Origin of the sequence: Methylobacterium sp. ap11, from assembly GCF_900110515.1 — a bacterium.
GTDB lineage: Bacteria > Pseudomonadota > Alphaproteobacteria > Rhizobiales > Beijerinckiaceae > Methylobacterium > Methylobacterium ajmalii.
Map to the genome: position 1 here is coordinate 1 of NZ_FOEB01000015.1, position 25143 is coordinate 25143.

At 72.7% G+C, this 25143-nt stretch carries 22 protein-coding genes; 10 read left to right on the forward strand and 12 right to left on the reverse strand.

Going from position 1 to position 25143, the window contains the following annotated elements; all coding sequences use genetic code 11:
• From minD to BMX97_RS20370, 3 genes are all read right to left on the reverse strand, one after another.
• Positions 1-499 (reverse strand): septum site-determining protein MinD (gene minD, locus BMX97_RS20360; RefSeq protein WP_091753224.1); only part of this gene is annotated, 499 nt, incomplete at its 3' end.
• A 135-nt stretch (positions 500-634) separates the two neighbouring features.
• Positions 635-1432, reverse strand: a complete 798-nt coding sequence (gene minC, locus BMX97_RS20365; protein ID WP_091753225.1) for a septum site-determining protein MinC — start codon at positions 1430-1432, stop codon at positions 635-637.
• Positions 1433-1640: 208 nt separating this feature from the next.
• The gene (locus BMX97_RS20370; RefSeq protein ID WP_091753115.1) at positions 1641-2183 is read right to left on the reverse strand and encodes a CreA family protein; all 543 of its coding nucleotides are present in this window, start codon (positions 2181-2183) and stop codon (positions 1641-1643) included.
• A gap of 224 nt (positions 2184-2407) precedes the next feature.
• Between BMX97_RS20370 and BMX97_RS20375 the strand changes: the two genes are divergently transcribed.
• The 3 genes from BMX97_RS20375 (at position 2408) to BMX97_RS20385 (ending at position 7135) form a co-directional block, all read left to right on the forward strand.
• Positions 2408-3433 (forward strand): DUF2865 domain-containing protein, encoded by a 1026-nt coding sequence (locus BMX97_RS20375; protein WP_091753116.1) that lies wholly within the window; start codon positions 2408-2410, stop codon positions 3431-3433.
• Between the two features lie 287 nt (positions 3434-3720).
• Positions 3721-5883: an OmpA family protein gene (locus BMX97_RS20380; protein ID WP_091753117.1), complete on the forward strand. Its 2163-nt coding sequence runs from the start codon at positions 3721-3723 to the stop codon at positions 5881-5883.
• A 193-nt stretch (positions 5884-6076) separates the two neighbouring features.
• On the forward strand, positions 6077-7135 hold the full coding sequence (locus BMX97_RS20385; protein ID WP_091753118.1) for an alpha/beta hydrolase: 1059 nt from the start codon (positions 6077-6079) through the stop codon (positions 7133-7135).
• Positions 7136-7448: 313 nt separating this feature from the next.
• Here the strand turns inward: BMX97_RS20385 and dksA are convergent, their stop codons facing one another.
• From dksA to BMX97_RS20410, 5 genes are all read right to left on the reverse strand, one after another.
• Positions 7449-7868: an RNA polymerase-binding protein DksA gene (gene dksA, locus BMX97_RS20390; RefSeq protein ID WP_060847286.1), complete on the reverse strand. Its 420-nt coding sequence runs from the start codon at positions 7866-7868 to the stop codon at positions 7449-7451.
• 160 nt (positions 7869-8028) lie between these two features.
• Positions 8029-9066, reverse strand: coding sequence for a hypothetical protein (locus tag BMX97_RS20395; protein ID WP_091753119.1), 1038 nt, complete (start codon positions 9064-9066; stop codon positions 8029-8031).
• Between the two features lie 12 nt (positions 9067-9078).
• Positions 9079-10455: an MBOAT family O-acyltransferase gene (locus tag BMX97_RS20400; RefSeq protein ID WP_091753120.1), complete on the reverse strand. Its 1377-nt coding sequence runs from the start codon at positions 10453-10455 to the stop codon at positions 9079-9081.
• Between the two features lie 113 nt (positions 10456-10568).
• Positions 10569-12248, reverse strand: coding sequence for a methyl-accepting chemotaxis protein (locus tag BMX97_RS20405; protein WP_091753121.1), 1680 nt, complete (start codon positions 12246-12248; stop codon positions 10569-10571).
• Positions 12249-12681: 433 nt separating this feature from the next.
• Positions 12682-13098, reverse strand: a complete 417-nt coding sequence (locus BMX97_RS20410; RefSeq protein WP_091753122.1) for a flagellar assembly protein FliX — start codon at positions 13096-13098, stop codon at positions 12682-12684.
• 234 nt (positions 13099-13332) lie between these two features.
• Here BMX97_RS20410 and BMX97_RS20415 point away from each other — a divergent pair, with 234 nt between their 5' ends.
• From BMX97_RS20415 to BMX97_RS20425, 3 genes are read left to right on the forward strand one after another with little or no spacing between them, the layout of a single operon-like run.
• On the forward strand, positions 13333-14451 hold the full coding sequence (locus BMX97_RS20415; protein WP_091753123.1) for a flagellar basal body P-ring protein FlgI: 1119 nt from the start codon (positions 13333-13335) through the stop codon (positions 14449-14451).
• A gap of 54 nt (positions 14452-14505) precedes the next feature.
• On the forward strand, positions 14506-14865 hold the full coding sequence (locus BMX97_RS20420) for a rod-binding protein (RefSeq protein ID WP_091753124.1): 360 nt from the start codon (positions 14506-14508) through the stop codon (positions 14863-14865).
• Positions 14858-15334, forward strand: a complete 477-nt coding sequence (locus BMX97_RS20425; RefSeq protein ID WP_091753125.1) for a hypothetical protein — start codon at positions 14858-14860, stop codon at positions 15332-15334. The genes BMX97_RS20420 and BMX97_RS20425 overlap by 8 nt, the downstream gene beginning before the upstream one ends.
• Positions 15335-15341: 7 nt before the next feature.
• Here the strand turns inward: BMX97_RS20425 and BMX97_RS20430 are convergent, their stop codons facing one another.
• Both BMX97_RS20430 and BMX97_RS20435 read right to left on the reverse strand, forming a co-directional pair.
• On the reverse strand, positions 15342-15680 hold the full coding sequence (locus tag BMX97_RS20430) for a porin (protein WP_244538546.1): 339 nt from the start codon (positions 15678-15680) through the stop codon (positions 15342-15344).
• 479 nt (positions 15681-16159) lie between these two features.
• Positions 16160-17365 (reverse strand): iron-containing alcohol dehydrogenase, encoded by a 1206-nt coding sequence (locus BMX97_RS20435; RefSeq protein ID WP_091753127.1) that lies wholly within the window; start codon positions 17363-17365, stop codon positions 16160-16162.
• Positions 17366-17665: 300 nt separating this feature from the next.
• On the opposite strand from BMX97_RS20435, the gene BMX97_RS20440 reads away from it, so the two are divergent.
• From BMX97_RS20440 to BMX97_RS20455, 4 genes are all read left to right on the forward strand, one after another.
• Entirely contained in the window at positions 17666-18889 is a 1224-nt protein-coding gene (locus BMX97_RS20440; RefSeq protein WP_091753128.1) for an ABC transporter substrate-binding protein, read from the forward strand.
• 15 nt (positions 18890-18904) lie between these two features.
• Positions 18905-19495, forward strand: coding sequence for a glutathione S-transferase family protein (locus BMX97_RS20445; RefSeq protein WP_091753129.1), 591 nt, complete (start codon positions 18905-18907; stop codon positions 19493-19495).
• Positions 19496-19605: 110 nt separating this feature from the next.
• Positions 19606-20514: a LysR substrate-binding domain-containing protein gene (locus BMX97_RS20450; RefSeq protein ID WP_177202291.1), complete on the forward strand. Its 909-nt coding sequence runs from the start codon at positions 19606-19608 to the stop codon at positions 20512-20514.
• Between the two features lie 112 nt (positions 20515-20626).
• Positions 20627-20791 carry a hypothetical protein gene (locus BMX97_RS20455; RefSeq protein ID WP_348273128.1) on the forward strand — a complete coding sequence of 55 codons (165 nt, stop codon included), beginning with the start codon at positions 20627-20629 and terminating at the stop codon, positions 20789-20791.
• Between the two features lie 597 nt (positions 20792-21388).
• On the opposite strand, the gene BMX97_RS20460 is transcribed toward BMX97_RS20455, so the two are convergent.
• Both BMX97_RS20460 and flgK read right to left on the reverse strand, forming a co-directional pair.
• Positions 21389-23197 carry a hypothetical protein gene (locus tag BMX97_RS20460; protein ID WP_091753131.1) on the reverse strand — a complete coding sequence of 603 codons (1809 nt, stop codon included), beginning with the start codon at positions 23195-23197 and terminating at the stop codon, positions 21389-21391.
• 15 nt (positions 23198-23212) lie between these two features.
• Positions 23213-25084, reverse strand: coding sequence for a flagellar hook-associated protein FlgK (gene flgK, locus BMX97_RS20465; RefSeq protein ID WP_091753132.1), 1872 nt, complete (start codon positions 25082-25084; stop codon positions 23213-23215).
• Between the last annotated feature and the right edge of the window lie 59 nt (positions 25085-25143).

The window sequence follows — 25143 nt, forward strand, 5'->3', positions numbered from 1 at the left end:
CGGCCCGCTCGGTCTTCGAATCGAGCAGCCCGATGATCCGGTCGGAATCGCGCACCGAGGAGACCTCGGGGTTGGTCACCACCACGGCGATGTCGGCGTGGCGCATGGCCAGCGTGGCGCCGCGCTCGATGCCGGCGGGGCTGTCGCAGATCACCCAGTCGAACTTTTCGCGCAGCTCGCCGATGACGCGGGCGACGCCCTCGTCGGTGAGCGCGTCCTTGTCGCGGGTCTGGGAGGCGGGCAGCAGCGAGAGGGTGTCGAGGCGCTTGTCGCGGATGAGGGCCTGGGGGAGCTTGGCGTCGCCCTGGACGACGTTGATGAGGTCGTAGACGACCCGGCGCTCGGCGCCCATGATGAGGTCGAGGTTGCGCAGGCCGACGTCGAAGTCGACCACGCAGACGTTCTGGCCGGTCTGGGCGAGAGCGGCGCCGAGCGCCGCCGTCGTGGTGGTCTTGCCCACCCCGCCCTTGCCGGACGTCACCACTATGATCTTGGACATCGAGAATGCTCCCCCCGAGCTTTCGGGATGGGGCGGCGCCCCGGTCCGGGTCGCACGCTCACGGGGTTGTTCGGGTGTCGCCGGGCGGGTCGGGGCGATCGATCGCCCGCGCATGGCCCGTCCGGCCGTCCTGTCTCAGTCGAGGGCGGCCATGCGGAGGGTCTCGCCCTCCAGCCAGACCTGGACCGCCTTCTTGCGCAGCTTCGGATCGGTGGTGTCGGCGGTGCGGAAGAGACCGTCGATGCCGATCAGCTCGGGCTCGAACTTGCGGCAGCAGATGCGGGCCCGGGGATTGCCCCCGGCCCCGGCGATGGCGCGGCCGCGCAGCGCCCCGTAGATGTGGATCGAGCCGCCCGCCAGGATCTCGGCGCCGGAGGCGACCGAGCCCATGACGGTGACGTCGCCCTCGGGGTGATAGACCGACTGGCCGGAGCGCAGCGGCGTCTCGAGGACGAGGGAGTTCGGCTTGCGCGGCTCCGGCGGCTTGACGGGCTCGGGCTCCTTGGGGAGCTCGGGCTCCTTGGCGGGCTCGGGCGGCGCCATCTCGGCCGGGCGGCCGCCGCTCAGGAGCGGGGGCAGCGCCGGGCCGAGCCAGGCCGGCTCGGCCTTCTCGACGCCCATGATGCGGATGCCGCGCTGCTTGAGCTCGTCGACGAGGCCGGCGATGTCGGGCGTTCCCGCCGCGGCATCCTTGTCGTCCTCGGCGGGCTCGGCCGCCTCGGGTCCGGCCGGATCCCCGCGGAGGGAATCCTTGGCGAGGCCCGAGACGTCCAGGATCACGGCGCGCTCGGAGAAGAGCGTCGGCGAGCGCTGCACCAGGGCATCCAGGTGCGAGAACCAGTCGCCGAGCGGCGTCTCCGGCGCGAGCACGAGCGCCCGGAACGAGCGGCCGCGCAGCGGGAGGGAGGGGCGTGTGAGGCTGATGCTGGTCACGGCGGTTGACGAGTTGTTACCGACCACCATGAAGCGCGCAGCGTGGTTACCGGATCGTTAATGACGCGGAAGGGGCCGCGGTTTCGTTCAGGGATCGGCCCGGACGACACGGTCGCGGCCCTGCGCCGCGCGCTCATCCGAAACAACGAAGGGCCCGCGCGGACGCGGACCCTCCTGGCACCCTCGCGGCTCCCGGACGGATCGGGCCTCAGCCCAGGAAGTCGCCGCATTTCGGCGGCGGCTCGGTGCCCCAGGGCATCAGCGGCACCGTCGAGGTCGAGTTCTTGGGCGAGCCCTGCACCACCTTGTCCGAGTAGACCATGTAGATCAGCGTGTTGCGCTTGGCGTCGCAGCCGCGCACGATCTGCATGCTCTTGAAGATCAGCGAGCGGCGCTCGCTGAACACGACCTCGCCCTGCTTGATCTTGCCCTTGAACTTGACCGGGCCGACCTGGCGGCAGGACAGCGAGATGTCGGACACCTCCTCGGCGAGGCCGAGCGTGCCCTTGATGCCGCCCTTCTCCGGCTGGGTGTAGTGGCAGGCGACGCCGTCCACGTCCGGGTCGTCGATGCCGTAGACGACGAGCTTGTCGTTCGGCGTCAGCGGCCGCCAGACCGTCGACTTGTCGAAGATCCGGTCCGGTTCCTGCGCCTGCGCCGCGTTCTGCGCCGCCCCGAGGCACGCCCCGAGGGCGAGCGCCGCCACAACAGCCTTCCGACCGCGAGCCCTGAGACCCCGCCGCCACACCATCGCGTCAACCTTTCAGTGAAGAACCTTAACGCATGTAGGGAGGCTGTCGCCCGGCGGCCAGGGAGGCTAGAACGGTGGCGTCCCGTCCTGCCACGCTTGGGCGTCGACGTCAGGCCTCACCGCCGGCGTTGCCGCTCGGCGCCGTGCGCCTGCGGGACGGCCTTCGTCTCGTCCGCCCCCCGGCGGGCGGATCGTCCCCGCATACCGGCCGGTCCCCGCACACCATGCCGCTGCTTCGCTTCACGGCCCGGCTCCTCGCCGGGATCCTCGCCACGCTGTCCGTGTGCCAGGCCGCCCTGGCCGAGCCCAGCGCGGCGGCCTGCCAGCGCTTCCGCGCCGAGCTCGCCGGCCTCCAGCGCGAATCGAACCGCGGCCAGGTCGAGGAGATCCAGCAGCTCGTCGCCTACCGGCAGTCGATCGGGTGCGAGGGCGGGCGCTTCCTGTTCTTCGACATGCGGCCGCCGCAATGCGCCCAGGTCGAGCAGCGCATCCGCGCCCTCAACGCCGGCTACGGCGCCGGCGCGCGCGAGGTCTCGAATGCCCGGCGCGAGCAGCTCATCGCCGCCGTGAAGGAATCCTGCACCGGCCTGCCGACCCCGGCGGCCTTGCAATCGAAGCCGGCCGACGGCTTCGGGCGCGGCGGCTCGCAGGTGATCTGCGTGCGGATGTGCGACGGCGCCTACTTCCCGATGCCGAACCTGCCCGACGGGCGGGAGGGCGCCGACGAGATGTGCCAGGCGCTCTGCCCCGGGGCCGAGGCCGCCGCCTACTCGATGCCGCCCTCCGACAACGGCCTGACCCAGGCCGCCGCGGTCCAGACCAAGCGCGCCTACTCGGCCCTGCCGAACGCCTTCAAGTTCCAGAAGGCCTTCGTGCCGAACTGCTCGTGCAAGGGCACGCAGAGCTGGGCCCAGGCCCTGGTGAAGGCCGAGAGCATGCTGGTGCGCCACAAGGGCGACATCTTCGTCACCCCGGCCCAGGCCGAGGCGATGTCGCGGCCGAAGGTGCGCCTGACCCTGGTCGGCCGTGCCGACCGGGCCGCCGCCGCCCTGGCGGCCACCGCCGCGACCCGGGTCGAGGAGACGGTCGAGGCCGTCGACGCCGCCCGCCCGGCCGGCCCGGAGGAGCGCCCCGCCGTGCGGATCATCGCCCCGAACCTGATCCCGGTGCCGATGACCGCCAAGGCGGAGGGCCCGCAGGCGGCCGCCACCGTGGCGACCCCGGGCGCCGCGCCGGTCGCGACCCCCTAAGAGGCTATGCCAGTAGGCCATAATGCCAAGCTTCCCCGCCAGGAGACGAAGCGCGGCAGTAGGTCCAAGTGGGATAGCCTCTAAGCAGACTTGCGTTGGCAGGCCAACGCTTCGCCCGCTTGGATCCTTGTCTTGTCGCAGATTTTCGGCGCCGAACCGGTCACCATTTCGGCGCAATCTGCTTAGGATCGCCGCCCGGGCCGGCTGACCGAGGGGAACCGAGCGAGGGAACCAACTCGCCGTCAAGGTGTTCGAAGGGACCGACGACGGACGAGAGGTTTTTCCTGATGCGCCCTGCCCGCGCGCTGCTGCTGACCGGCACGATCCTGCCGGCGCTGCTGCTTCAGCCCCTTCTCGCGAGCCAGGTGGCGGCGCGGGGCGACGACGTGATCCGGCTGGCCCAGGGCGGGCCGGGAGAGCGGGGCGGACCCGGCGGCGGTCCGGGCGGCCCTGGTGGTCCCGGCGAGCGTGGACCCGGCGGCCCGGGCGGCGAGCGCGGGGGCCCGCGCCCGGAGCGGGGTCCGGCGGAGCGGCCGGAGCCGCGCGAGCGACCCGAGCCGAGACAGGAGCGGCCGGAACCCCGACAGGAGCGCCCCGAGCCGCGGCAGGAGCGCCCGGCGCCCCGCCCCGAGCCCCGCGAGCGGCCCGAGCCCCGGCAAGAACGCCCCGAGCCCCGGCAGGAGCGGCCCGAGCCCCGGCAAGAGCGGCCCGAGCGGCAGGAGCCGCGCGAGCGCCCGACGCCACCCCGCGAACGTCCCGAACCCCAGCAGCGCGAGCGGCCGGAGCCGCAGGAGCGCGGCCCGCAGGGCCGCCCGGAACGCCCGGATCGGCCCGACCGTCAGGAGAGGCCCGATCGGCCGGACCGCCCCGACCGGCAGGAGCGTCCCGATCGGCCGGATCGGCCCGATCAGCGCCCCGACCGCCAGGAGCCGCGCGGCCCGCGCGGCGACGAGCCCGGCCGGCCGCCGGCTCCTGCGCAGGATCGCGGCCCCGCAGGCCGTCCCGATCCGCGCGACCGTCCGGCGCCCGACGGCCGGCCGGACCGCCGCGACGAGCGTCCCGACGACCGCCGCGGCCCCGATGCTCCGGGCCAGCGCGGCCCGGGCCAGCCGCCCGCGCCCGGTCAGCCCCCGGCCCCCGGCCGCGCGGCTCCGCCGCCCGGTGCACCGCAGCCGGGCGAGCCCGGTCGCGGACCCGGCCGGCCGGACGCGCCCGGCGCCGGCCCGAACGACGCGCCGCTGCCGCCCAACCAGCGGCCCGGCGTGCCCGGCCGTCCCTTCGTACCCGGCGGGCCCGGTGGGCCCGACGGCCGCGACGAGCGCGGCTTCGACCGGCGCGATCCCCGCGACCAGGACCGCCGCAACGGTGATCCGCGCGACTTCGACCGGCGCAACGGCGATCCGCGCGACTTCGATCGCCGCGACCCCGATCGCCGCGACGGCGACCGGCGGGGCGTCGACGACCGCGGCGACCTGCCCGGCGGCTATCGCCGCGACGCGCCGGACTACGTCCCGGGCGGCTTCCGCCGCGGCGACATCGACGTGCGCAGCTACGACGACGTCCGGCGGGCCCGGCGCGAGTACAACGAGGGCGGCCGCCTGATCATCCGCGAGCCCGGCCGGGTCATCGTGCGCGACGACGACCGCTACTTCCTGCGCCACGACGAGACCGAGCGGTTCCGCCTGCTCGACCGCGACGCCCGCATCGAGCGCCGCGGCCGCGACACGGTGACGATCATCGACCGCCCCGGCGGCTACCAGGTCTTCACCGTGGTGGACGACGACGGCCGCCTGCTGCGGCGCTACCGCCGCGGGCCGGACGGGCGCGAGGTGGTGCTGATCGACAACTCCTACGCGGGCCCGCCGCGGTCGATCGAGCAGGACGTGGTGGTGCTGCCGCCGCCCGACATCCGCATCCCCCGCGACCGCTACGTGGTCGAGGCGGACCGGGCCGACGAGGGCGCGATCTACGAGGCGCTGACCGCCCCGCCGGTGGCCCCGATCGAGCGGCGCTACACCCTGGACCAGGTGCGCTCCAGCCCGACCCTGCGCGCCCGGATGCGCAGCGTCGACATCGACACGATCACCTTCGACACCGGCTCGTGGCAGGTGACGCCGGACCAGGCCCGGCGCCTTGCCACCATCGCGGCGGCGATCAACCAGGCGATCCAGAACAACCCGCAGGAGGTCTTCCTCATCGAGGGCTACACCGACGCGGTCGGCAACGACGTCGACAACCTCTCGCTCTCCGACCGGCGCGCCCAGTCGGTGGCCGAGGTGCTGACCCGCGACTTCAAGGTGCCGCCCGAGAACCTGACCACCCAAGGCTACGGCGAGCAGTACCTGAAGGTGAACACGCAGAGCGCCTCGCGGGAGAACCGCCGGGTCACCGTGCGGCGCATCACCCCGCTGATCCAGCAGCAGGGTCAGCCGGCCCAGCAGCAGCAATAGCGCCGGCAGCAGCCGCACACGAGAGACGCGGGCCGCCCCTCACCGGGGCGGCCCGTTTCCGTTTCGACGATACGCGAACCGCGCGGATCGACGATGCGTTGGCCTAACAGGGCGCACCGCCTAGATTGATGGGGGCAGGCCGCGACCCGCCGCGCGAGACGGCGGAAGCGGGCCTTCGCAGGAGGAGACACCCATGACCGTCCATGCACGCCGGCTCGGCCGGTGGGGCGGCGCCCTCGCGGGCGCGCTCGTCGCCACGGCCGTCGCGGCCCAGGCGCCGCCACCCCTGGAAGTGCCGGCCAAGAGCGTGCCGGTGCCGGCCGACGTCAGCCCGCAGATGGCGAAGATCGTCGGCGCGCCCCTGCGCAGCAACTGGAACATCCAGCCCAGGACCGGCGAGGAGTGGAAGCCGGTGGCCGAGGCCGGGGCGGCCGCCCTGCGCAAGCTCGTGCCCGGCATGCTCGAGCGGCTGAAGGTCGGAATCGAGCCGACCACCATCGACGGGGTGCGGGCCTACATCGTCACCCCGAAGGACATCGCGCCGGAGAACCGCGACCGGGTCCTCGTCCACGTCCATGGCGGCTGCTACGTGCTCAATCCCGGCGAGGCCGGGCTGCCCGAGGCGATCTTCATGGCCGGGTTCGGCCGCTTCAAGGTGATCTCGGTCGATTACCGCATGCCGCCCGAGGCGACCTATCCGGCCGCCCACGACGACGCGATGACCGTCTGGAAGGCGGTCACCCGCACGACCGACCCGAAGAAGACCGCGATCTTCGGCACCTCGGCCGGCGGCGCGCTGACCCTGGCGATGGTCCTGCGCGCCAAGCAGGAGGGGCTGCCGCTCCCCGCCGCGATCGCGCCCGGCACGCCGATGTCGGACACGACCAAGGTCGGCGACAGCTTCGTCACCAACGCGATGCTCGACAACGTGCTGGTCTCGCCCGACGGCTTCTGCGACGCCGGCGCCAAGGTCTACGCCAACGGCCACGACCTCAAGGACCCGATGCTGTCGCCGGTCTACGGCGACATGCACGGCTTCCCGCCGACGATCCTGACGACCGGCACCCGCGACCTGCTGCTGTCGAACACCGTGCGGGTCCACCGCAAGCTGCGCGAGGCCGGGGTCGAGGCCTTCCTGCAGGTCGGCGAGGGCCAGTCGCACGCCCACTACATCCGCGACGACACCGCGCCGGAGACGAAGGCGGTGTTCGAGGAGATCGCCCGGTTCTTCGACCGGCACCTCGCGCGCTGAGCCGGATCGGGGCGAAGCCCCGGCCGGGACAGGGAAGGGCGCGGAACATGCCCTCTCCCCGCGCGCGGCTCCAGTCCACCCAGGTCTTGTCGGGTGTGGGCGACGACGGCACCGGCGAGGGTCGCGGCGAAGCGGTCCCGGTCGCGGGCCATGATCGTGGGGCCAGGTGGCTTGCCGCAGCTTTTCGCGGGCGAGCGGTGCGCGGAAAAAAATCCCGCTGCGCCTGCTCCGTCCCGAGTCGGGCTGGCATACCGGCATGGAGCACGGGCCCGCCCGTGCTCCATTGGGACGTGCGCCTCGGGGGCGCGGAGCCTCAATCGTCCCGGTAGACCCGCTCGCGCCGCTCGTGGCGCTCCTGGGCCTCGAGCGACAGCGTCGCGATCGGGCGGGCTTCCAGGCGCTTGAGCGAGATCGGCTCGCCGGTCTCCTCGCAGTAACCGTAGGAGCCGTCCTCGATGCGCGAGAGCGCGGCATCGATCTTGGCGATCAGCTTGCGCTGCCGGTCGCGGGCGCGCAACTCGATCGCCCGATCGGTCTCGGACGAGGCGCGATCGGTCAGGTCGGGATGATTCTCGTTCTCGCTCTGCAACGCCACCAGGGTGTCCTGCGCCTCGCGCAGAATGTCTTGCTTCCACCCCTGAAGCTTGCGGCGAAAATACTCCCGCTGACGCTCGTTCATGAAGGGCTCGGCGTCATTGGGGGCATAGCCCTCCTCGATCACGATCTTCGCCATCGCGCCCCTCGGATAACCGATGTTGTCAAGACCGCGGCCGATGTGATGGCCGTGGCCCACTTGGCGCTGCCCTATAATAGAGGCCGCACGCCACCACAATGTCTGAACCTCGGCACGCAAGGAGCGGACCAGGGGACGGCGCCCCCCTGCGGCAAACGTGTCACGGTCGCGGGGCTTCTGCGCCCTCCCCCCGGGGTCCCGAAAGGGCGGCGGCGATGTCGGCCTCGAGGCGGCGGGCGAGCGGCTGGCGGTAGTGGGTGGCATCGAAGAACAGCGCGGGGTCGTGCGTCTCGGGCCGGTCGCCGGACCAGTCGACCACCCGGCCCCGCGGCGCCACCGCCGCCGCCAGCGCCGCCCGGCAGGCGGCGGAGGCCGCCGCCCGGGGCGTGCCCGCCCGGTCCTGCGCCGGGGCGTGGACCGGCGGGAAGACCACGACGAGCCGGGTCGCGGGATCGAGGCCCCGCGCCAGGGCGCGCAGGCGCTCGGCGGCCGGAAAGGCGGGTCCGCCCGAGTTCGGATCGGGGTCGTCGGGCGCGCGCCGGGTGCGGAACCCCTCCCAGCCCGGCCCGTCGGGGGCGCCGAGGGCGAGGTAGTCCGGCTCGTAATCCCAGTAGCCGTCCGGCACCGCCCGGCGCGGGGCCTTGCGCGAGGCCCAGCCGATGCGGTTGACCACCTCGGCGGCGACGCGGATGCGCAGGAGCCCGCGCAGGTAGCCGAGGGCGTCGTCGGCGAGCAGCCAGGACGGGAACGGCTTCAAGGGCGGCAGGGCGGGATCGCCGGTGCACCAGGCCGAATCGATCCCGAGCACCAGGGCCCGCGCGTGCGGATGGTGGCGCAGGAAGTACCCGGCGACGAGGAGCTGCTCGCCCGGGCCGGTGCCCGGCACCGAGAGCTGCACGAACGGGATCCCGGTCGCCGCGCGCAGGCGGGCCGGGGCGACGAGCTGGATGTGCGAGTTGCCCACGATCGCCGCCGTGAAGGCCGGGTCGCGGCCCCGGCTCGCCGTCGCGGTGCGGGGCCCCTGCGGGCGCACGCCGTCGCGGGCGAGGAGCCGGGGCCGGCCGGTGTCGTAGGGATCGACCGCCAGCGCCAGGGCGAGGTAGCCGGCGAGCAGGAGGGCGGCGGCGGCCACGAGGGTGACGGCGAAACGCCGCCAGGCGACGGGTGGGGTTTCCGCGACCGAGGGGTCAGCGCGCATCGGATCGGCCCCTCAGAACTGGAAGTAGATGAACTCGTAGTTGACGTCGTCGCCGATGCGCAGCAGCACCGCGACGAGGAGCACCGCGAAAGCGACCGCCAGGGCCGGCCGCGGCGGCAGGCGGTGGACCGCCACCCAGGCGGTCGGGCCGATCAGCGCCACCAGGGCGGCGGGCACGAAGGCCCGCCACTTGAAGCCGTGGCCGACCGGCGCGAGGCCGGCCAGGCCCTTGAACACGGCCATCGCCGCCTCGAAGCTGGTGGCGCGAAACAGCACCCAGGTCAGGGCCACGAACAGGAAGGTCAGGGCCCAGCCGACGAGCGCCGGCATCCGCAGGCCGGCACGGCGCCACAGGAGCCCGATCCCGAGCCCGGCGCCGTGCGCCGCCCCCCAGGCCACGAAGGTGAGGCCGGCGCCGTGCCACAGGCCGCCGAGCGTCATGGTGGCGAAGAGCGCGGCGAGCTGGACGGCGAGGCCCCGGCGGTTGCCGCCGAAGGGGATGTAGAGGTAGTCGCGCAGGAAGCGCGACAGGGTCATGTGCCAGCGCCGCCAGAAATCCTGCAGCGAGGTCGCGCGGTAGGGCACGTCGAAGTTCTGCGGCAGCACGATGCCGAACAGCAGCGCGAGACCCAGCGCCATGTCGGTGTAGCCCGAGAAGTCGAAGTAGATCTGGAACGTGAAGGCGAGCGTGCCCTGCCAGGCGTCGACGACGCTGACCACCTTGCCCTCGGCGGCGGCCTGGAAGACCGGGTTGGCGTAGGCCGCCAGCGGATCGCCGAGGAACACCTTCTTGGCGAGCCCGAGGCAGAGCAGCATCAGCCCGCGCCCGATCCGCTCGGCGGCATCCGGGCGGGCATAGGGCTTCTCGTCGAACTGGTGGAGGATCTCGCTCCAGCGCACCAGCGGGCCAGCGAGCACCTGGGGAAAGAACGCGATGTAGAGCGCGTAGCGCGTGAGGCTCATCTGCGGCGCCCGGCCGGCGCGCAGGTCGGTGAGGTACATCACGTGGTGGAAGGTGAAGAACGAGATACCGAGCGGGAGCGCGAGGCTCGGCCGGGCGAGGTCGTGCAGCCCCGGCAGGAGCGCGGCGAGGCCCGCGAGGAACCCGGCATACTTGAACAGCGCCAAAACCGCGAGGTTCGCCGCGATGGCGAGCGGGATCAGCACGACCGCGCGGCTGTGCCCGAACCGGCGCGCGACGAGCCAGTTCAGCCCGATCGAGGCCGCGAGCAGCGGCACGAAGCGCGGGTCCCACCAGCCGTAGAAGACCAGCGAGAGCACCACGAGGAGCGGCAGGCGCCAGGCCGGGCGGTGCAGCGCCACGATCGCGTGCAGCGCGAGCGCGACCGGCAGGAAGCCGAACAGGAACGGGAAGGAGTTGAACAGCATCGCGGCCGGGGGGTGTCGCAGACCTCTTCGGCGACGCCACGGCCGCCCGTCTTCAAGCGGGCGCCGTTGTGGGAGATCGGGGGAGGTGCGTCAACGGAGGGCCGGCCAGCGGCTCACGCCGCCCGCACCTCGCCGAGGAAGCCGATCACCTCGCGCTGCAGCTCCTCGGCGGAGCGCGACATCGCCTGGGCGGCCCCCAGCACCTCGCCGGCCGCGTCCCCGGTCTGTCCGGCGCCGTCGCGTACCGTGGCGATGGACTGCGTCACCGTGAGCGTGCCGCGGGAGGCCTCCTGCACGTTGCGGGCGATCTCCTGGGTCGCCGCCCCCTGCTCCTCCATCGCCGCCGCGACGCCGGTGGCGATGGAATCCATCTCGCCGATCCGCCGGCCGATCGCCGCGATGGCCTCGACCGCGCCGCCGGTGCCGGCCTGGATCGCGCCGATCTGGGCGGCGATTTCCTCGGTCGCCTTGGCGGTCTGCTCGGCCAGCGCCTTGACCTCGGCGGCCACCACCGCGAAGCCGCGGCCGGCCGGGCCCGCCCGCGCCGCCTCGATGGTGGCGTTGAGCGCGAGCAGGTTGGTCTGGGCGGCGATGCCGGAGATCAGCCCGATCACGTCGCCGATCGCCCGGACGCCGGTCGCCAGGGACTGGACCACCGCGTCGGTGCGCTGCGTCTCCTCGCGGGCGGCGACCGCCATGCGGGCGGACAGGCCGACCTGGCCGGTGATCTCCTGGATCGAGGCGGCGAGTTCCTCGGTGGCGCTCGCCACAGTCTGGACGTTGGCCGAGGTCTGCTCGGCGACCGCCGCGACGGTCACGGACTGCCCGGTCGTCGCCTCGGCGGTGTCCGCCATGCTGCCGGCCGCCGATTCCATGCCGGCCGCCGCGGTCGCGACGCCGCGGCTCAGGGCCGTCACCCGGGTCTCGAAGGCCCGCATCAGGGCGTCGAGATGGGCGGCGCGGCGCAGCTTGGCGTCGGCCTCCCCGGCGGCGGCCCGGTCGGCCTCGCGCTTGGCGATCAGGGCGTCCTTGAACACCTGCAGGGCGCGGGCGAGGGTGCCGATCTCATCACGCTTGGCACCGTCCGTCACCGCCACCGCGAGGTCGCCGTCCGAGAGGGCGCGCATCTGGCCGGTGATGCGGGTGAGCGGCGTCGAGACGCCGGCGAGCACGATCCAGGCCGCACCGGCAATCGCCGCGGCCGCCACCAGCATCACCGCCAGGGCGGTCGCGGCGAGGAACTCGTAGAGGCGGTCGGCGGCGAGCTTGCCCTCCCGGGCCTCGTCGAGCTGCAGGTCGACGAGCTTGCCGACCGCGTCGGAGATCGGGTCGATCGCCGGATAGAGGTCGCGCGTCACGAAGGCGGCGAGCCCGGCGGCGTCCTCGGCGCGCAGGAGGCCGACGAGGCGCGTCACCGCCGGTTTCGCCGCCGCCATCGCGCCCTCGACCTCGCGGGCGATTCCGGTCTCGCGCGGGCTCATCGCCTTGTTGCGGTAGGCCGACCAGTGGACGTCGACCTGCGCCATCGCCTGCTCGACGTTGCGCAGGCCATCCGCCCAGGACACGCTGCCCCCGCGGCGCTTGTGCGAGGTGTCGACGATGTTCACGGCGTAGAAGTCGGCCACCGCCTTGAGGTCGCGCAGGGGCACGACACGGCCGCCGTAGATCTGGTCGACGGCCTCCCGCATGGCGCCCACGGCCCACCATCCGCCCCCGAGCGAGCCGGCGATCAGGCCCGCGAGGACGACGAGAAGCGCGATCAGCTTCCCGCGGATGGTGGCAAGGGCGCGCATCGGGCTCGAACTCCGGCAGCAGGGTCGAACGTTTCTTCGATAAAAATTTGAAGAAAACCCTAAGTCAAAGGCCGAAATCCGTTGCGGGAGCCGCGACGTCTCGAACCTCGAAAAAACTGGTTTGTGCGGCGCAGCGCAGCGTCACGTCGACGACATGAAGCGACTGAACTGGAGTTCCGGTAGGGTCCGACAAGTTCAGCCGGTCGCCCCGGGGCACTCAGGCGAGCATCGGCGCGCGTCGCCGGCCGCGACCCGAAGGTCTCGCACCGGACCGGGCGATCCGGCGAACGAATTCGGGAGGCATCGCGCCGCGTGGCGGACCCGGTGCTCGCGCTGACGTACGCATCGGGCGAATGCCGGTCGAGTCTCGGCTGCGGCCGAATGCACCGCCCCGGTCGGACGCACCGTCCCGATACGTCGCGCTGGCGCCGGCTCAGCCGGCCGCGGCCTCGAGCTTGGCGAGCTCGACCTGCGCGCGCAGCTCGATATGGCCGATCAGGTCGTCGAGGCGTGGGTCGCCGGTATTGCCGTTGCGCTCGGCGAGGCGGCCCGCAATGGCCCGCAGCTCGCTCGCCGCGACCCGTCCGCCGAGCAGCGCCGCCTTGAGGCGGTCGAGCCCGTCGAGAAGGTCGTGGCCGCGCTTGGTCGCCCGGCGGCGGCGGTCGGCGGAGATCTCGTCCTGGCACTGGAGGGTCAGGATCGCGCTCAGGCCCGCGAGCGGCACCGCGCCGCCGGCGCTGGTCGGCCCGCGCGCGCCCTCCATCCCGAGGGAGAACACGCCGCCTGCCGGCAGGGAGCGCGGCCCGGCTCCCGACAGGGGAGCGGCCGCGAGGCGGGTGTCGACACGCATGCGATGGGGTCCGGGTCACGGGTCTTCGGTGTGCGGCATGAACCTCGCCCGGGTATGGTGAACGCCCCGTAAACGAGGCGGCAGATCTTGCCGCCGGGCGAAAACGACCGGGCCCGGATCGACCCCCCGGCGCCCAGACCGGCAACGGATCGGTAACCTTACCAAAGACTTACGCCGGGGATCGGCGCTGGCACGGTCCTGGCAACGGCACGTCCCGAGTTTCGGGACCCCGTCATGCGCCTCCGCCTCCTCGCCCTCTGCCTCTCCTGCCTGCTGCCCGTCCTGCTCCTCGCGGCCGGCCCCGCCCTCGCCCTGTCGCGGGTGAAGGACCTCGCCAGCGTCGAGGGGATGCGGACCAACCAGCTCATCGGCTATGGCATCGTCGTCGGCCTCAACGGCACCGGCGACACGCTGAACAACGCGCCCTTCACCAAGCAGTCGGTGCAGGCGATGCTGGAGCGCCTCGGGGTCAACACCCGCGGCGCCGTGATGCGCACCGCCAACCTCGCCGCCGTGATGGTGACGGCCAACCTCCCCCCCTTCGCCGCGCAAGGGACGCGGATCGACGTCACGGTGTCCTCGCTCGGCGACGCCAAGTCGCTCCAGGGCGGCACGCTGCTGGTTACGCCGCTGCTCGCCGCCGACGGCGAGGCCTACGCGGTGGCCCAAGGGTCCCTCGCCATCGCGGGCTTCCAGGCCGAGGGCGACGCGGCGAAGATCACCCGCGGCGTGCCGACCAACGGCCGCATCGCCAACGGCGCCGTGATCGAGCGCGAGATCGCCTTCAAGCTCAACGAGCAGAAGTGCCTGCGCCTGTCCCTGCGCAACCCCGACTTCACGACCTCGAAGCGGATCGCCGCGGCGATCAACGACTTCATGGGCGCCGACACCGCCGAGCCGACCGACCCCTCCACCGTCACCCTGCAGGTGCCGCCGCGCTACCAGGGCAACATGATCCGGCTGCTCACCGAGGTCGAGCAGCTGAAGGTCGAGCCCGACCAGACCGCCCGGGTGGTGATCGACGAGCGCTCCGGCATCATCGTGATGGGCCGCGACGTGCGGGTCTCCACCGTGGCGGTGGCGCAGGGCAACCTCACCGTCACCATCACCGAGCAGCCCCAGGTGAGCCAGCCCGCCCCGTTCTCCAACGGCGAGACCGTGGTGGTGCCGCGCACCGCGCTCAAGGTCGATGCCGGCGAGAAGAACAAGCTCGCCCTAGTCAAGGAGGGCGTGACCCTGCGCGAGCTCGTCGACGGGCTCAACGCCCTCGGCATCGGCCCGCGCGACCTGATCTCGATCCTCCAGGCGATCAAGGCCTCCGGCGCGCTCCAGGCCGACATCGAGGTGATGTGAGCCCGCGCCCGTCCTCCCCCACCGTTCTCTCCCGACACGAGGTCTGACCCCCCGATGCTTCCCCTCGCTTCCCTCGCCGCCTCCGCGGGCCTCGCGGTCGGCCAGGCCCTCGCCGGGGCCGCCGGCTCCGCCCTGCAGGGGGCCAGCGCCCCCCAGGGGGCCAGCGCCGACAAGGCGAAGATCCAGAAGACCGCCAAGGACTTCGAATCGATGTTCCTGGAGCAGAGCCTCGACGTGCTCAACCGCTCGCAGGGCACCGACGGCCCGCTCGGCGAGAACGGCACCGGCGGCGGGGTCTACCGCTCGATGCTCAACAAGGAATACGCCCAGTCGATCGTGCAGAGCGGCGGCATCGGCATCGGCGACCAGGTGATGCGCGAGATGCTGCGGATGCAGGGAGGCGCGAATGTCTGAGGCCGCCCGCCCCGCCCCGCTGCGCATCGCCGACCCGGAGGCCGCCGCGCGCCTCGTCGCCGAGACGCTCACCACCATGCAGGCGCTCGAGGCCCTGCTCGCCCGCGAGAGCGACCACATCCGGGTCGGGCGGCTCGCCGAGGGCCTGGCCGAGGCGCCGCAGAAGACCGCGCTCGCCGGCGCCTACCTGCAGGGCCTCCAGGCGGTGAAGGCCAACGCCGTGGCGCTCGCCCGCTTCGCCCCCGAGGGCATCGCGGCCCTGCGCGAGGCCCATGGCCGCTTCTCGGACGCGGTGGCGGCCAACCAGGCGGTGCTGGCGACCGCCCGGTCGGTCTCGGAGGGGCTGCTGCGCACCCTGTCGACCGAGCTCAACCGCCACGCCGAACCGAGCGGCTACGGCAGCCGCCCGGCCCCCTCGCCCTACGGCCACCGCCGCAGCGCGCCGCTGGTGCTCTCGCGCAGCCTGTGAGGGAGCCTCAGCGCCCGGTGCCGAGGCGGATGTAGGCCCGGGCCGGGCCGTACTCGGTCTGGGTGCGGGTATCGATCGCGACCTGGCCGGCGCCGCTGACGACGCCCCGGGCCATCCCGTCGAGCCCGGCGCCGGGCCGCGCCGGCACCGGCGTCCCGGCCTCGGCCCGCACACGCCCGCTGATCCGCGTGCAGGGACCGCCGGGGGCGAAACGGATGAAGCCCGGCCCCTCGTGCGGGCAGGCCTCGGGCGCCTTGGCGATGGGCAGGTCGCGGATGTCGAGGGCGTGGGCCGGCAGGGCCGCACCGGCGAGGGCGGCCGCCAGGATCATCGATGTCGTGCGCAAGGCCTGCCCTCCCGTCCGGGGTGGAGAGAAGCATGGCGCGGGCTGGTGCGCCAGGGCTCGCGAAGCACGCCCACGGGATTGATGAAGTGGCGTCCCACCCGCGATCTCATCCTGAGGTGCCGGAGCGAAGCGGAGGCCTCGAAGGAGGGCTCCGGAAGTCGCCGCGATCCCTGGAGCCCTCCTTCGAGGTCAGCCGATCTTTGATCGACTAACACCTCAGGACGAGGTGTGATGATGGGATATTTTGTCCGACTTTTCATTGTCCGACAGAGCGATCTGCCCCATCCGCCGATATCACTCTACGTCATCCCGGGGCTCGTCGAAGACGAGAACCCGGGATCCATAAACGCCGACGGTGCCGAACGAGGCGGTTGGCGGTCCGCCTCTTCCTGAAATGGCGGCGGTTATGGATCCCGGGTTCCGCTGCGCGGCCCCAGGATGACTCGGAGGGTTTCGGACACGTTGGTCGGACCGAACGATTATGCGACGCAAAGCCCGAAGATCTCCTCCGCCTGGCTCACCGTCATCTTGCGCGCCGACGGGCAGGCGATGAGCGTGCGGTTGTTGGCGCTCGCCGGGTCGAAATCCTTGGCGGCGATGCCGGCATAGAGGCCCGGCACGGCGCGCTGCGCCATCTCGCGCACCCGGTCGCGGGGCAGTTGCTCGGGGGTGAAGCGGGTGGGGAAGCCGATATCGGCGTAGAGCGCCCGGATCGCGTCGGCGCAGGCGGCGATCGTCTCCTGGCGCGACAGGCCCGCGGTCTCGACCTCCAGCGCCTCGGCGAGCGGGCGCACCTTGGCGGGCAGCACCGCGAGGTTGAAGGTGACGACGTGCGGCAGCAGGACCCCGACGCCGTAGGGGTGGGGCAGGTCGAGATGGCCCTCGAGCGGCAGCGACAGGGCGTGGCCGTGGCCGAGCCGGGCGTTGCCGCAGGCGATGTTGGCCATGCAGGAGGCCACCAGGTTGTCCTCCCGCGCCCGGTCGTCGTCGGAGTTGATCGAGGCGCGCAGGGACGCCGCCTGGAGTCGCACGGCGGCGAGCGCCACCGCGTCGGTGAGGGGCGAAGCGATGCCGCTCAGGTAGGCCTCGACACCGTGGGTCAGGGCGTCGACGGCGGGGAGCGCCGCGACGTGCATCGGCAGCGAGCGCAGGGTGACGGGATCGAGGATCGCGGCGTCGGGGAAGCTCAAGGGGCCGCCGCCCAGGAGCTTCAGGTGGCGCACCTCGTCCTTGACGATGGTCCATTGCGACACCTCCGAGCCGGAGCCGGCGGTGGTCGGCACCATGATCATCGGCAGGGCCTTGCGGTCGAACTGCCCGACGCCGGTGCACTCCGCCATGGGCTTGTGGTTCGTCGCCACGATGGCGATACCCTTGCCGGTGCACATCACCGAGCCGCCGCCGATGCACACCACGCCGTCGATGCGATCGCGCCGCACCCGCTCGCCCTGGTCGTCGATGTGCGAGCAGCGCGCATCGATCCCGCATTCGTCGAAGCGCGAGACGGTGATTCCGGCCTCGGAGAGGGCGGCGAGCGCGTCGGCGTGGAACCCTTGCGCCGAGATCACCGGATCGGACACGACCAGCACCCGGCTCATCTTCAGGTCGCGGGCGAGCGTGCCGAGGGTGGCGAGCGCCCCGCTCCCCGAGACGATCCGGGTCGGCATGTAGAAGCTGGTGATCATGGGCGTCTCCTCGGGGGCGGGGCGCCTGTGGTGTCGGGCCCTCGCGGTCGTGCCGGCGGTGTCGCTCGGGCGGGAGCACTCCGTCCAATACAAAGATCGGGCACGAGCCATAGCCGGCGACGATGGCGGAGCGTCACACCCGAAGTCGGGCCTGCCATATCGGGAAACGATGGCGGGGCGTCGCGCAAACTATTGGACGGCAATCGATCGGACCCGCGATACCGTCGCGATCAACGCGCATCGCCCCGACGCCCGAGAACGGGCGCGAAGACGGCCGGTGCCGACCACCGAGGAAACGCCATGCCCCGCCCGTCCCGGACGCGCCGCCTCGCCGTCGCCGGCCTGCTCGCAACAGCGCTGACCGCCCCATTCACCGCCCCCGCCTCCGCCGCCGAGACGCCCTTGCGCATCGGCGTGATCGAGGACCTGTCGGGGATGTATTCCGGCAACGGGGGCCCGAACATGGTGCTGGCCGCCACGATGGCGGCGGAGGATTTCGGCGGCAAGGTGCTGGGGCGGCCGATCGAGGTGATCGGCGTCGACCACCAGAACAAGCCCGACATCGGCTCGGGGCTGGCCCGCCAGCTCGTCGACCAGCGCGGCGTCACCGCCTTCGTGCTCGGCGGCGCCAGCTCGGTGGGGCTCGGCGTCCAGGCCTACGCCAAGGAGCGCAAGATCACCACGATGGTGACGGGCGGCTACGCCTCGCAGTTCTCGGGCCCCGGCTGCTCGCCCTACGGCACGCAGTGGGTGCCCTCGACGGGCGAGCTCGCCAACGCGGTGGCGGGCGCCGTGGTGCAGGGCGGCGGCAAGAAATGGTACTTCATCACCGCCGATTACGTCTTCGGCCACGGGCTGGCGGCGGATGCCGGCAAGGCCGTGAAGGCGGCGGGCGGCACGGTGGTCGGCGAGATCCGACACCCGCTCGGCGCCACCGACATCTCCTCGCAGCTGATCCAGGCCCAGTCCTCGGGCGCCGACGTGATCGGGCTGGCCAATGCCGGGCCGGACCTCGTCAACACCATCAAGCAGGCCCGGGAATTCGGCATCACCTCGAAGGTCGTGGCGATGCTGGTCTTCACCAACAACACCGTGGCGCTCGGCCTCGACGCGGCGCAGGGCATCCGCATGGCGGTGAACTTCTACTGGGACGCCAACGAGCCAAGCCGCGCCTGGGCCAGGCGCCTGATGGCCCGCAACGGCAACGTGGTGCCGACCATGGGCCACGCCGCCGCCTATTCCTCGGTGCGCCACTATCTGCGGGCGGTCGAGAAGGCCGGCACCGACGAGGCCGGCGCCGTCAACAAGGCCATGAAGGAACTGCCGATCGACGACGGCTTCTACGGCAAGCCGCGCATCCAGGCGAACGGCCGGGTGGTGATGGACATGATGCTCGTCGAGGTGAAGAGCCCCAAGGATTCGAAGAGCAAGGCCGATCTCTACCGCGTCATCGAGACGATCCCCGGGGACACGCTGTTCACCCCCGCCGACAAGAGCGGCTGCCCCCTGACCACCGCCGGCTGACCGGAAGGATCCCCGATGAAGCTCTACGCCAACCCGACCTCGCCCTTCGTGCGCCTCGTCCGCATGGCGCTGATCGAGAAGGGCCTGAACACGGCGGTCGAGACGACCTTCGTCGACGCCTGGGCCGACGACGCGGCCTTCCTCGACGCCAACCCGGCCGGCCGCGTGCCGGCGCTGGTCGCCGACGACGGCACGCGGCTGACCGAGGCGCTCCTGATCCTCGCCCATCTCGACGCCGCCGGCACGACACCGGCGCTGCTCGCGGGCGGGCCCGCCGCGCTCTCGGCCGCCGGGGTGGCGATCGGGGTGTTCGACGCCGCGGTGGCGGTGATCATCGGCCGCAAGTCGGCGCCGGACTTCGATGCCGGCCTCGTCGGCCAGAAGCGCTTCCGCACCATGCGGGAGGGCCTGCGGCGCCTCGATGCAATCTTCGAGACCGTCCAGGAGCCCTTCGGCTTGGCCGGGATCGCCGCGGTCACGGCCCTGGACTACCTGGTCTTCCGCTTCCCCGACCGGGACTGGCGCTCGCTCTGCCCCAAGGTCGCGGCCTTCCGCGATGCGCAAGCCGACCGCCCGTCGGTGCGGGACACCGTGCCGCGCGGATAACCCCGAGCCGTCCGCGCCCCATGCCATTCCCCCGAGCCTGGGCTATCGTAGGACCGACGGACACGGTTCCGGCGGCGGCGAGGGCCGGAGGTCAGGGGGAAACCGGCGCGATGGAGCTTCGCCATCTTCGCTACTTCGTCGCGGTGGCCGACGATCTCAGCATCACCCGGGCGGCGGAGCGGCTGAATATCGCGCAGCCGGCGCTCAGCCACCAGATCAAGAGCCTCGAGACCGAGATCGGCACCGCGCTCCTCCAGCGCCTGTCGCGCGGGGTGGCCCTGACCGAGCCGGGCCGCGCCTTCGCGGACGACGCCCGGGCGGTGCTGGCCGCCGTCGACGCGGCGAAGAGCCGGGCGCTGCGCATCGCGACCGGCGACGTCGGCGAGATCCGCATCGGCTTCACCTCGTCCGCCTCGTTCCACCCCCTGGTGACCGGGGCGATCCGCGACTACCGCAGCGCCTACCCGGACGTGCGGGTCGCGCTCCTCGAGGAGACGACCGCGAGCCTGCTCGCCGCCTTCCGGGCCGGCCGGGTCGACGTCGCCTTCATGCGTCCCGGCGAGGGCGAGGTCGACGACCTGTGGGCCCGCCACCTGTTCGACGAGCCGATGGTGGTGGCGTTGCCCGCGACCCACCGGCTCGCCGGCGAGACCGGCCCGGTCGCCCTGGCGGAGCTGTCGACGGAGGGCTTCATCGTCTATCCGCGCCGCAACGGCCGGGCGCTCTACGACGGCATCATGGCGGCCTGCGCGGCGGCCGGGTTCTCGCCCCGCATCGCCCAGGACGCGCCCCAGCTCGCCTCGGTGGTCAACCTCGTCGCCACCGGCATCGCGCTCGCCGTCGTGCCGCGCTCGATGGCGCGGCTGGCCACCGAGGGGGTGCGCTACCGCGCGATCTCGGGCCCGGCCCCGCGCGCCCCGATGACCCTCGTGCGCGAGCCGGCCCCGGAGATGCCGCATGCGCGGATCTTCACGGACCTGGTGCTGGCGCGGGCGCGGGACGAGAGGGGCGAGGCCTGACGGCGCGGCTGCGTCGCAACGCGACCAGCCGGAACCGGGTGATTTCTTGACGAAAGGTCATCAGCTTCCGCACATTATGGACAGTCCAGGCGCCAACCGAGAGGCCTTCCCGATGGCTGAAGCCGCTCTCGATATCGCCGAACAGGTCGCCCGCGTCATTCGCTCGAACGAGGAAACGCAAAAGTTCATCGCCGAACAGCGCAAGCTGATGGCCGAGCAGGCCAAGCTTCAGGCCGAAGCGGCGAAGCTGGAACGCGACCGCGTGCTCGCTCCCTGACAGATCATGGCCGCCAGCATGGCGGCGGGCGCGGCGCTGTTCGGAGCCGGGGCCGCCTTCGTCAAGCTCATGTCGTGACCCGGATCGTCTCCGTGACGTGCCGAATCCGCCGCAATGGTCGCAGCGGGGAATCGCCGACATCCCGGAATGCGATGACCGCGTGGTCCGCCGGTGGGCCGCGGACAAGATCCCGGCCGACCTCGCCGCACGGCTCCAAACGCTGGCCCCGGCCAAACGGAAACATCATCCAAAATATTGATTTTTACGTTCTTTTTTGAGCGCTGGATCCCCTCTCCCGTGTGGGAGAGGGGCAGGGGCGATCGGAGATCGCGCGAGGGTGATACGCTTCAGAACAGAACTCGACCGTTGAGCTGCCAGCACGACAGTCTGAGCTTTACTCAGAGCCGTAGCACCCTCACCCCTGTCCCCTCTCCCACACGGGAGAGGGGGACTCGCGCGAGACCGAAAACCGCCTTCGACGCTCGCAACGGGGATGGACGATGACCGCCTCGTTTCATCCGCCGGGGATCGCGAAGCCGGTGTGCAACTCATACCGCCGACGCGGCGGTGCAGGCGCCGCCCGGCCCCTCCCCGATCTTACAGGTAGTTCGTCAGTGACAGCTTCGCGAGCATCGAGGTCGCCTGGTAGCTCGCCTGGAGCTGGTTCTGCAGGCTGAGGAGCTTGGCGGCCGTCTCCTCGGTCGAGACCGTCTCGACGCCGTCGACGGTCTTCTCCAGCATCGACTTGGTGGCGGTGTTCTGGGTCTTCTGGGTGGCGATCTGGGCCGAGGCCAGGCTCAGCTCGGAGGCGATGCCCTGCACCGAGGGCTGGCCGTCGCCGGGCCGCAGCTGGGCCTGCACCCGGGCCGAGTAGGCGGTAAAGCGGGGAGTGTCGGCCTCGGTGGTGCCGAACGAGGTCGTGGCGAGGACAGCAAGGCCGCTCAGCGTCGCGCGGAACGCCGCCTCGTTGGCCTGGACGCCGATCGCCACCGACTGGTCGCGGGAGACCGGCACGGTCGCGGTCCGGCGCGGATCGACGGAGGTGTCGTCGCCCTTGTACCAGATCACGGTGCGGCCGCTCGGATCGGCGAGGTAGCCGGCGGCGTTGCCGGCGGCATCCGTGGCGACCCGGCGCGGGCTCAGGCCCGGCGAGGACGAGCCGGCGAAGAAGTCGCTCGCCGCCCGGGTGGCGGAGCTCGCCGCGAGGTCGGTCCGGGCCGTGGAATCGAGGGCGCCGGCGAGCGCCGCCGAGAGGTTGGCGGCGGTGGCGGCGTCGGTCGCGCCGATCGCGAAGGAGCCGGACTGGCTGCCGTCGCCGGCCTTGAGGCTCAGGGTCTTGCTGGTGCCGTCGCGCAGGCCCAGCGTGACCTGGACGCTGTCGCCGGCCTTGAGCCCGGCTCCCACCGTGACGGTGGCCGAGGCCGGGGTACCGCCCGAGAGCGCCGCCGCCGCGCCCGGCGGGCTGGCGCTCTGGGCGCCGACCACGGCCTTGCCGGCGAAGGTTTTGCCGGCGAGCGCCGCGGTGAGGTTCCGGGCGCTATCGCCCGCATCGGATCCGATCGCGAAGGTGTCGTCCCCGCTCGTTCCCGCCGCCCGGGCGGTGAGGTCGACGAAGCCCTGGCTGCCGTCGGCGTTGCGGACCGTCACCCGGACGATGTCGCCGTCCCGCGGCTGGCTGGCGAAGGACAGGGTCGCGGTCGAGGGCGTCGCCGCGGTGAGCGCGACCGAGAGGCCGGCCGGGTTCGAGCTGACGACGCTGCCGAGGGTGAAGCCGAAATTCTCCCGCACGCCGGCGTCGGCGCTCTCCGACAGGCTCACGGCCGCGCCCGCGGCCGAGAGGTCGAGCCGGCCGGTCTTCGCCGTGCCGGTGCCGAGATCGGCCGATTGCCGCTCGGCGATCACCGCCTTGACCCCGTCGAGGCCGGTCTCGGCGTCGCCGTCGAGGATGCGGCTCGCGGTCTCCACCGGGGGCCGGTCGGTGACCCGGCCGCCCAGGATGTAGAGGCTGCCGTTGCTCTGGTTGAGGGCGTCGAGGACACCGCCGAGCTGGCCCGCCGCGCTCTGCTGCAGGGTGGGACGGGCCCCGGCGCCCGAGGCGGCCTGGGCGCCGACGAGGCCGCTGGCGGCGGCCGATCCCAGGGTCGCGACCTGCTGCACGCTGGCGGTCGCCAGCGCCACGCGGTTCGCGCCGGTGCCGGCGGCCGCGATGAAGCCGTCGAGGGCGCTGATCTGGGCGCGGGCGCCGAGGCTCTGGGTGCGCCCGGCGCCGAGCCCGCCATAGGTGTCGGCGGTGCGGCCGCTGGAGAGCTGGTTCGAGAGCGTGCCGAGCGACGCCTTCATGGCGACGAGGCGGCGGGTGTTGAGATCGGCGGCGGCACTGCCGGCCGCGAAGGGGGCGATGGTCATCGCGGGCTTTCCTCGTCAGATCCGGAGCAGGGTGTCGAGCATGTCGCGGGCGGCCGTCAGCACCCGGGCATTGGCGCCGTAGGCGGTCTGGAGCTGGATCAGCTTGGACATCTCCTCGTCCACGCTGACCCCGGATTCCTTGCCGAAGCGGCTCTGGGCCGAGGACAGGGCGATCTGCTGCCCCTCGTCGAGCTGCTGGGCCTCGGCGCTGGCGGCGCCGCGGGCGTCGATCACCGACTGGGTGAAGCCGACGACCGTGGCGGCGCGCGGAGCGCTGACGCCCCCGATGCCGCTCGCCGCCGAGAAGGTCAGGGTGCGGCTCGTCAGGGCGTCCGCGAGGGCGCGGGGCCGGGCGGTGTCGCCCGAGGCGGTCGCGGCGGCGTAATCCACCATCGCGGAGGAATCCGCCGCGACCGCCGGGTTGACGGCGAGGCGCTGGGCGAAGCCCGTCAGGTGCGAGCCGCCCTCGAAGGAGCCGGTGAACACCCCGCCGCCGGTCCCGGCATCGACGAACAGCGCGAGCTGGCCGGTGCCGGCCTTGGTGTCGGCGGCGCTCGCCGGCACGGTGACGGAGGCGCTCGCCCCGGTCAGCGCGAGGGCGGCCGGGTCCGACAGGATGCGCACCGCGCCGGCCGCGCCGCCGGGCGTGCTCGACACGGTGAAGCCGGTGCCGAGCACCTCGCCGATCCGGGCCGCGAAGGTCGCGGGTCCGCCCGAGATGTCGACCGGCACCACGAGGGCGGTCGGATCGTCGGTGAGGCGGGGGTCGATCGGATCGGGCGCCGCGCCGTTCGTCGGCATCAGGATCAGGTTGCGGCCGACCCCGGCGGCGTTGCGCACGCCGAGGGTCACGGCGTTGCCGGCCTGGAGCCCGGTGAGGTCGATGTCGAAGCCCGAGAGCCCGTTCGCGGAGGCCGCGGTGCCGGTGGCGGGGCGGTCGCTCAGCGCCCGCGACAGGCCGCCCGCGAGGTCGTCGAGCTGGCGCTGGGCCTGGACCAGGGTGTCGTCGCGCAAGCTTACCGCGGCGGCGATCGAGCCGGAGCGGATCGCCCCGGTGGCGACGAGGTCGATCCTCGCGCCGGCCGGCGTCGTCGCCGTCACGGTTCCGACCCCGCGGGTCTTCGCATCGCCGGTGTACTGCGACTGCGCCGTCAGGGCGCCGCGGCCGTCGAAGGCGAGGCTCGCGGCCGCGCCGTGGTCGACGAGCGTCGCGCCCGAGGCGGTGAGCAGGGAGACCGAGCCGTCGGACTGCTCGCGCACCGTCACGTCGAGGTATTGCGACAGGGTGTTGATCGCCTGGTCGCGCTGGTCGAGGAGGTCGGCGGTGGCGGGCTCGGTCTTCGAGGCCCCGGCGATCTTGCCGTTGAGCGCGGCGACCCGGGCGAGCAGGGTGCTGGCCGACGAGACCTCGCTGCCGAGCTGCGATTCGAGGCCGCTGCGCAGATCCTGCACCCCTTGCGCGATGCCCGAGACGGTGGTGGCGACGGTCTTGGCCGCGCTCACCGCGCTCGCCCGGGAGGCGGCGGAGGTCGGGTCGGTCGCCAGCGCCTGGAGCGACTGGGTGAAGGCGTTCATCACCCCGTCGAGGGCGGAGGCGGTCCCGGGCGTGCCGTAGAGCGCGTCGAGCTGGCCCTGCACCTTGGCGGTGAGCCCGGTATAGGCCGCCCCGGCGGTCTCGAGCCGCAGCTGCTTGAGCGAGACCGCGTCGAGGGTCCGGCCGATCGCGCCCGTGGCGACGCCGGAATTCCCCAGGGTCGAGACCGGCGTGAGGGTGCGCTTGACGTAGCCGGCGGTGCCGGCGTTGGCGACGTTCTGCGAGACGAGGCCGATCGCCGCCTGCGTCACCTGCAGTCCGGCGGTCGCGGTGTTGAGGGCGTTGAGGGACATCGGTCTGATCCGGGTAGGCAGAGGGGGGCCGGGCCACCGCGCCCCTGATCGGGACCGCG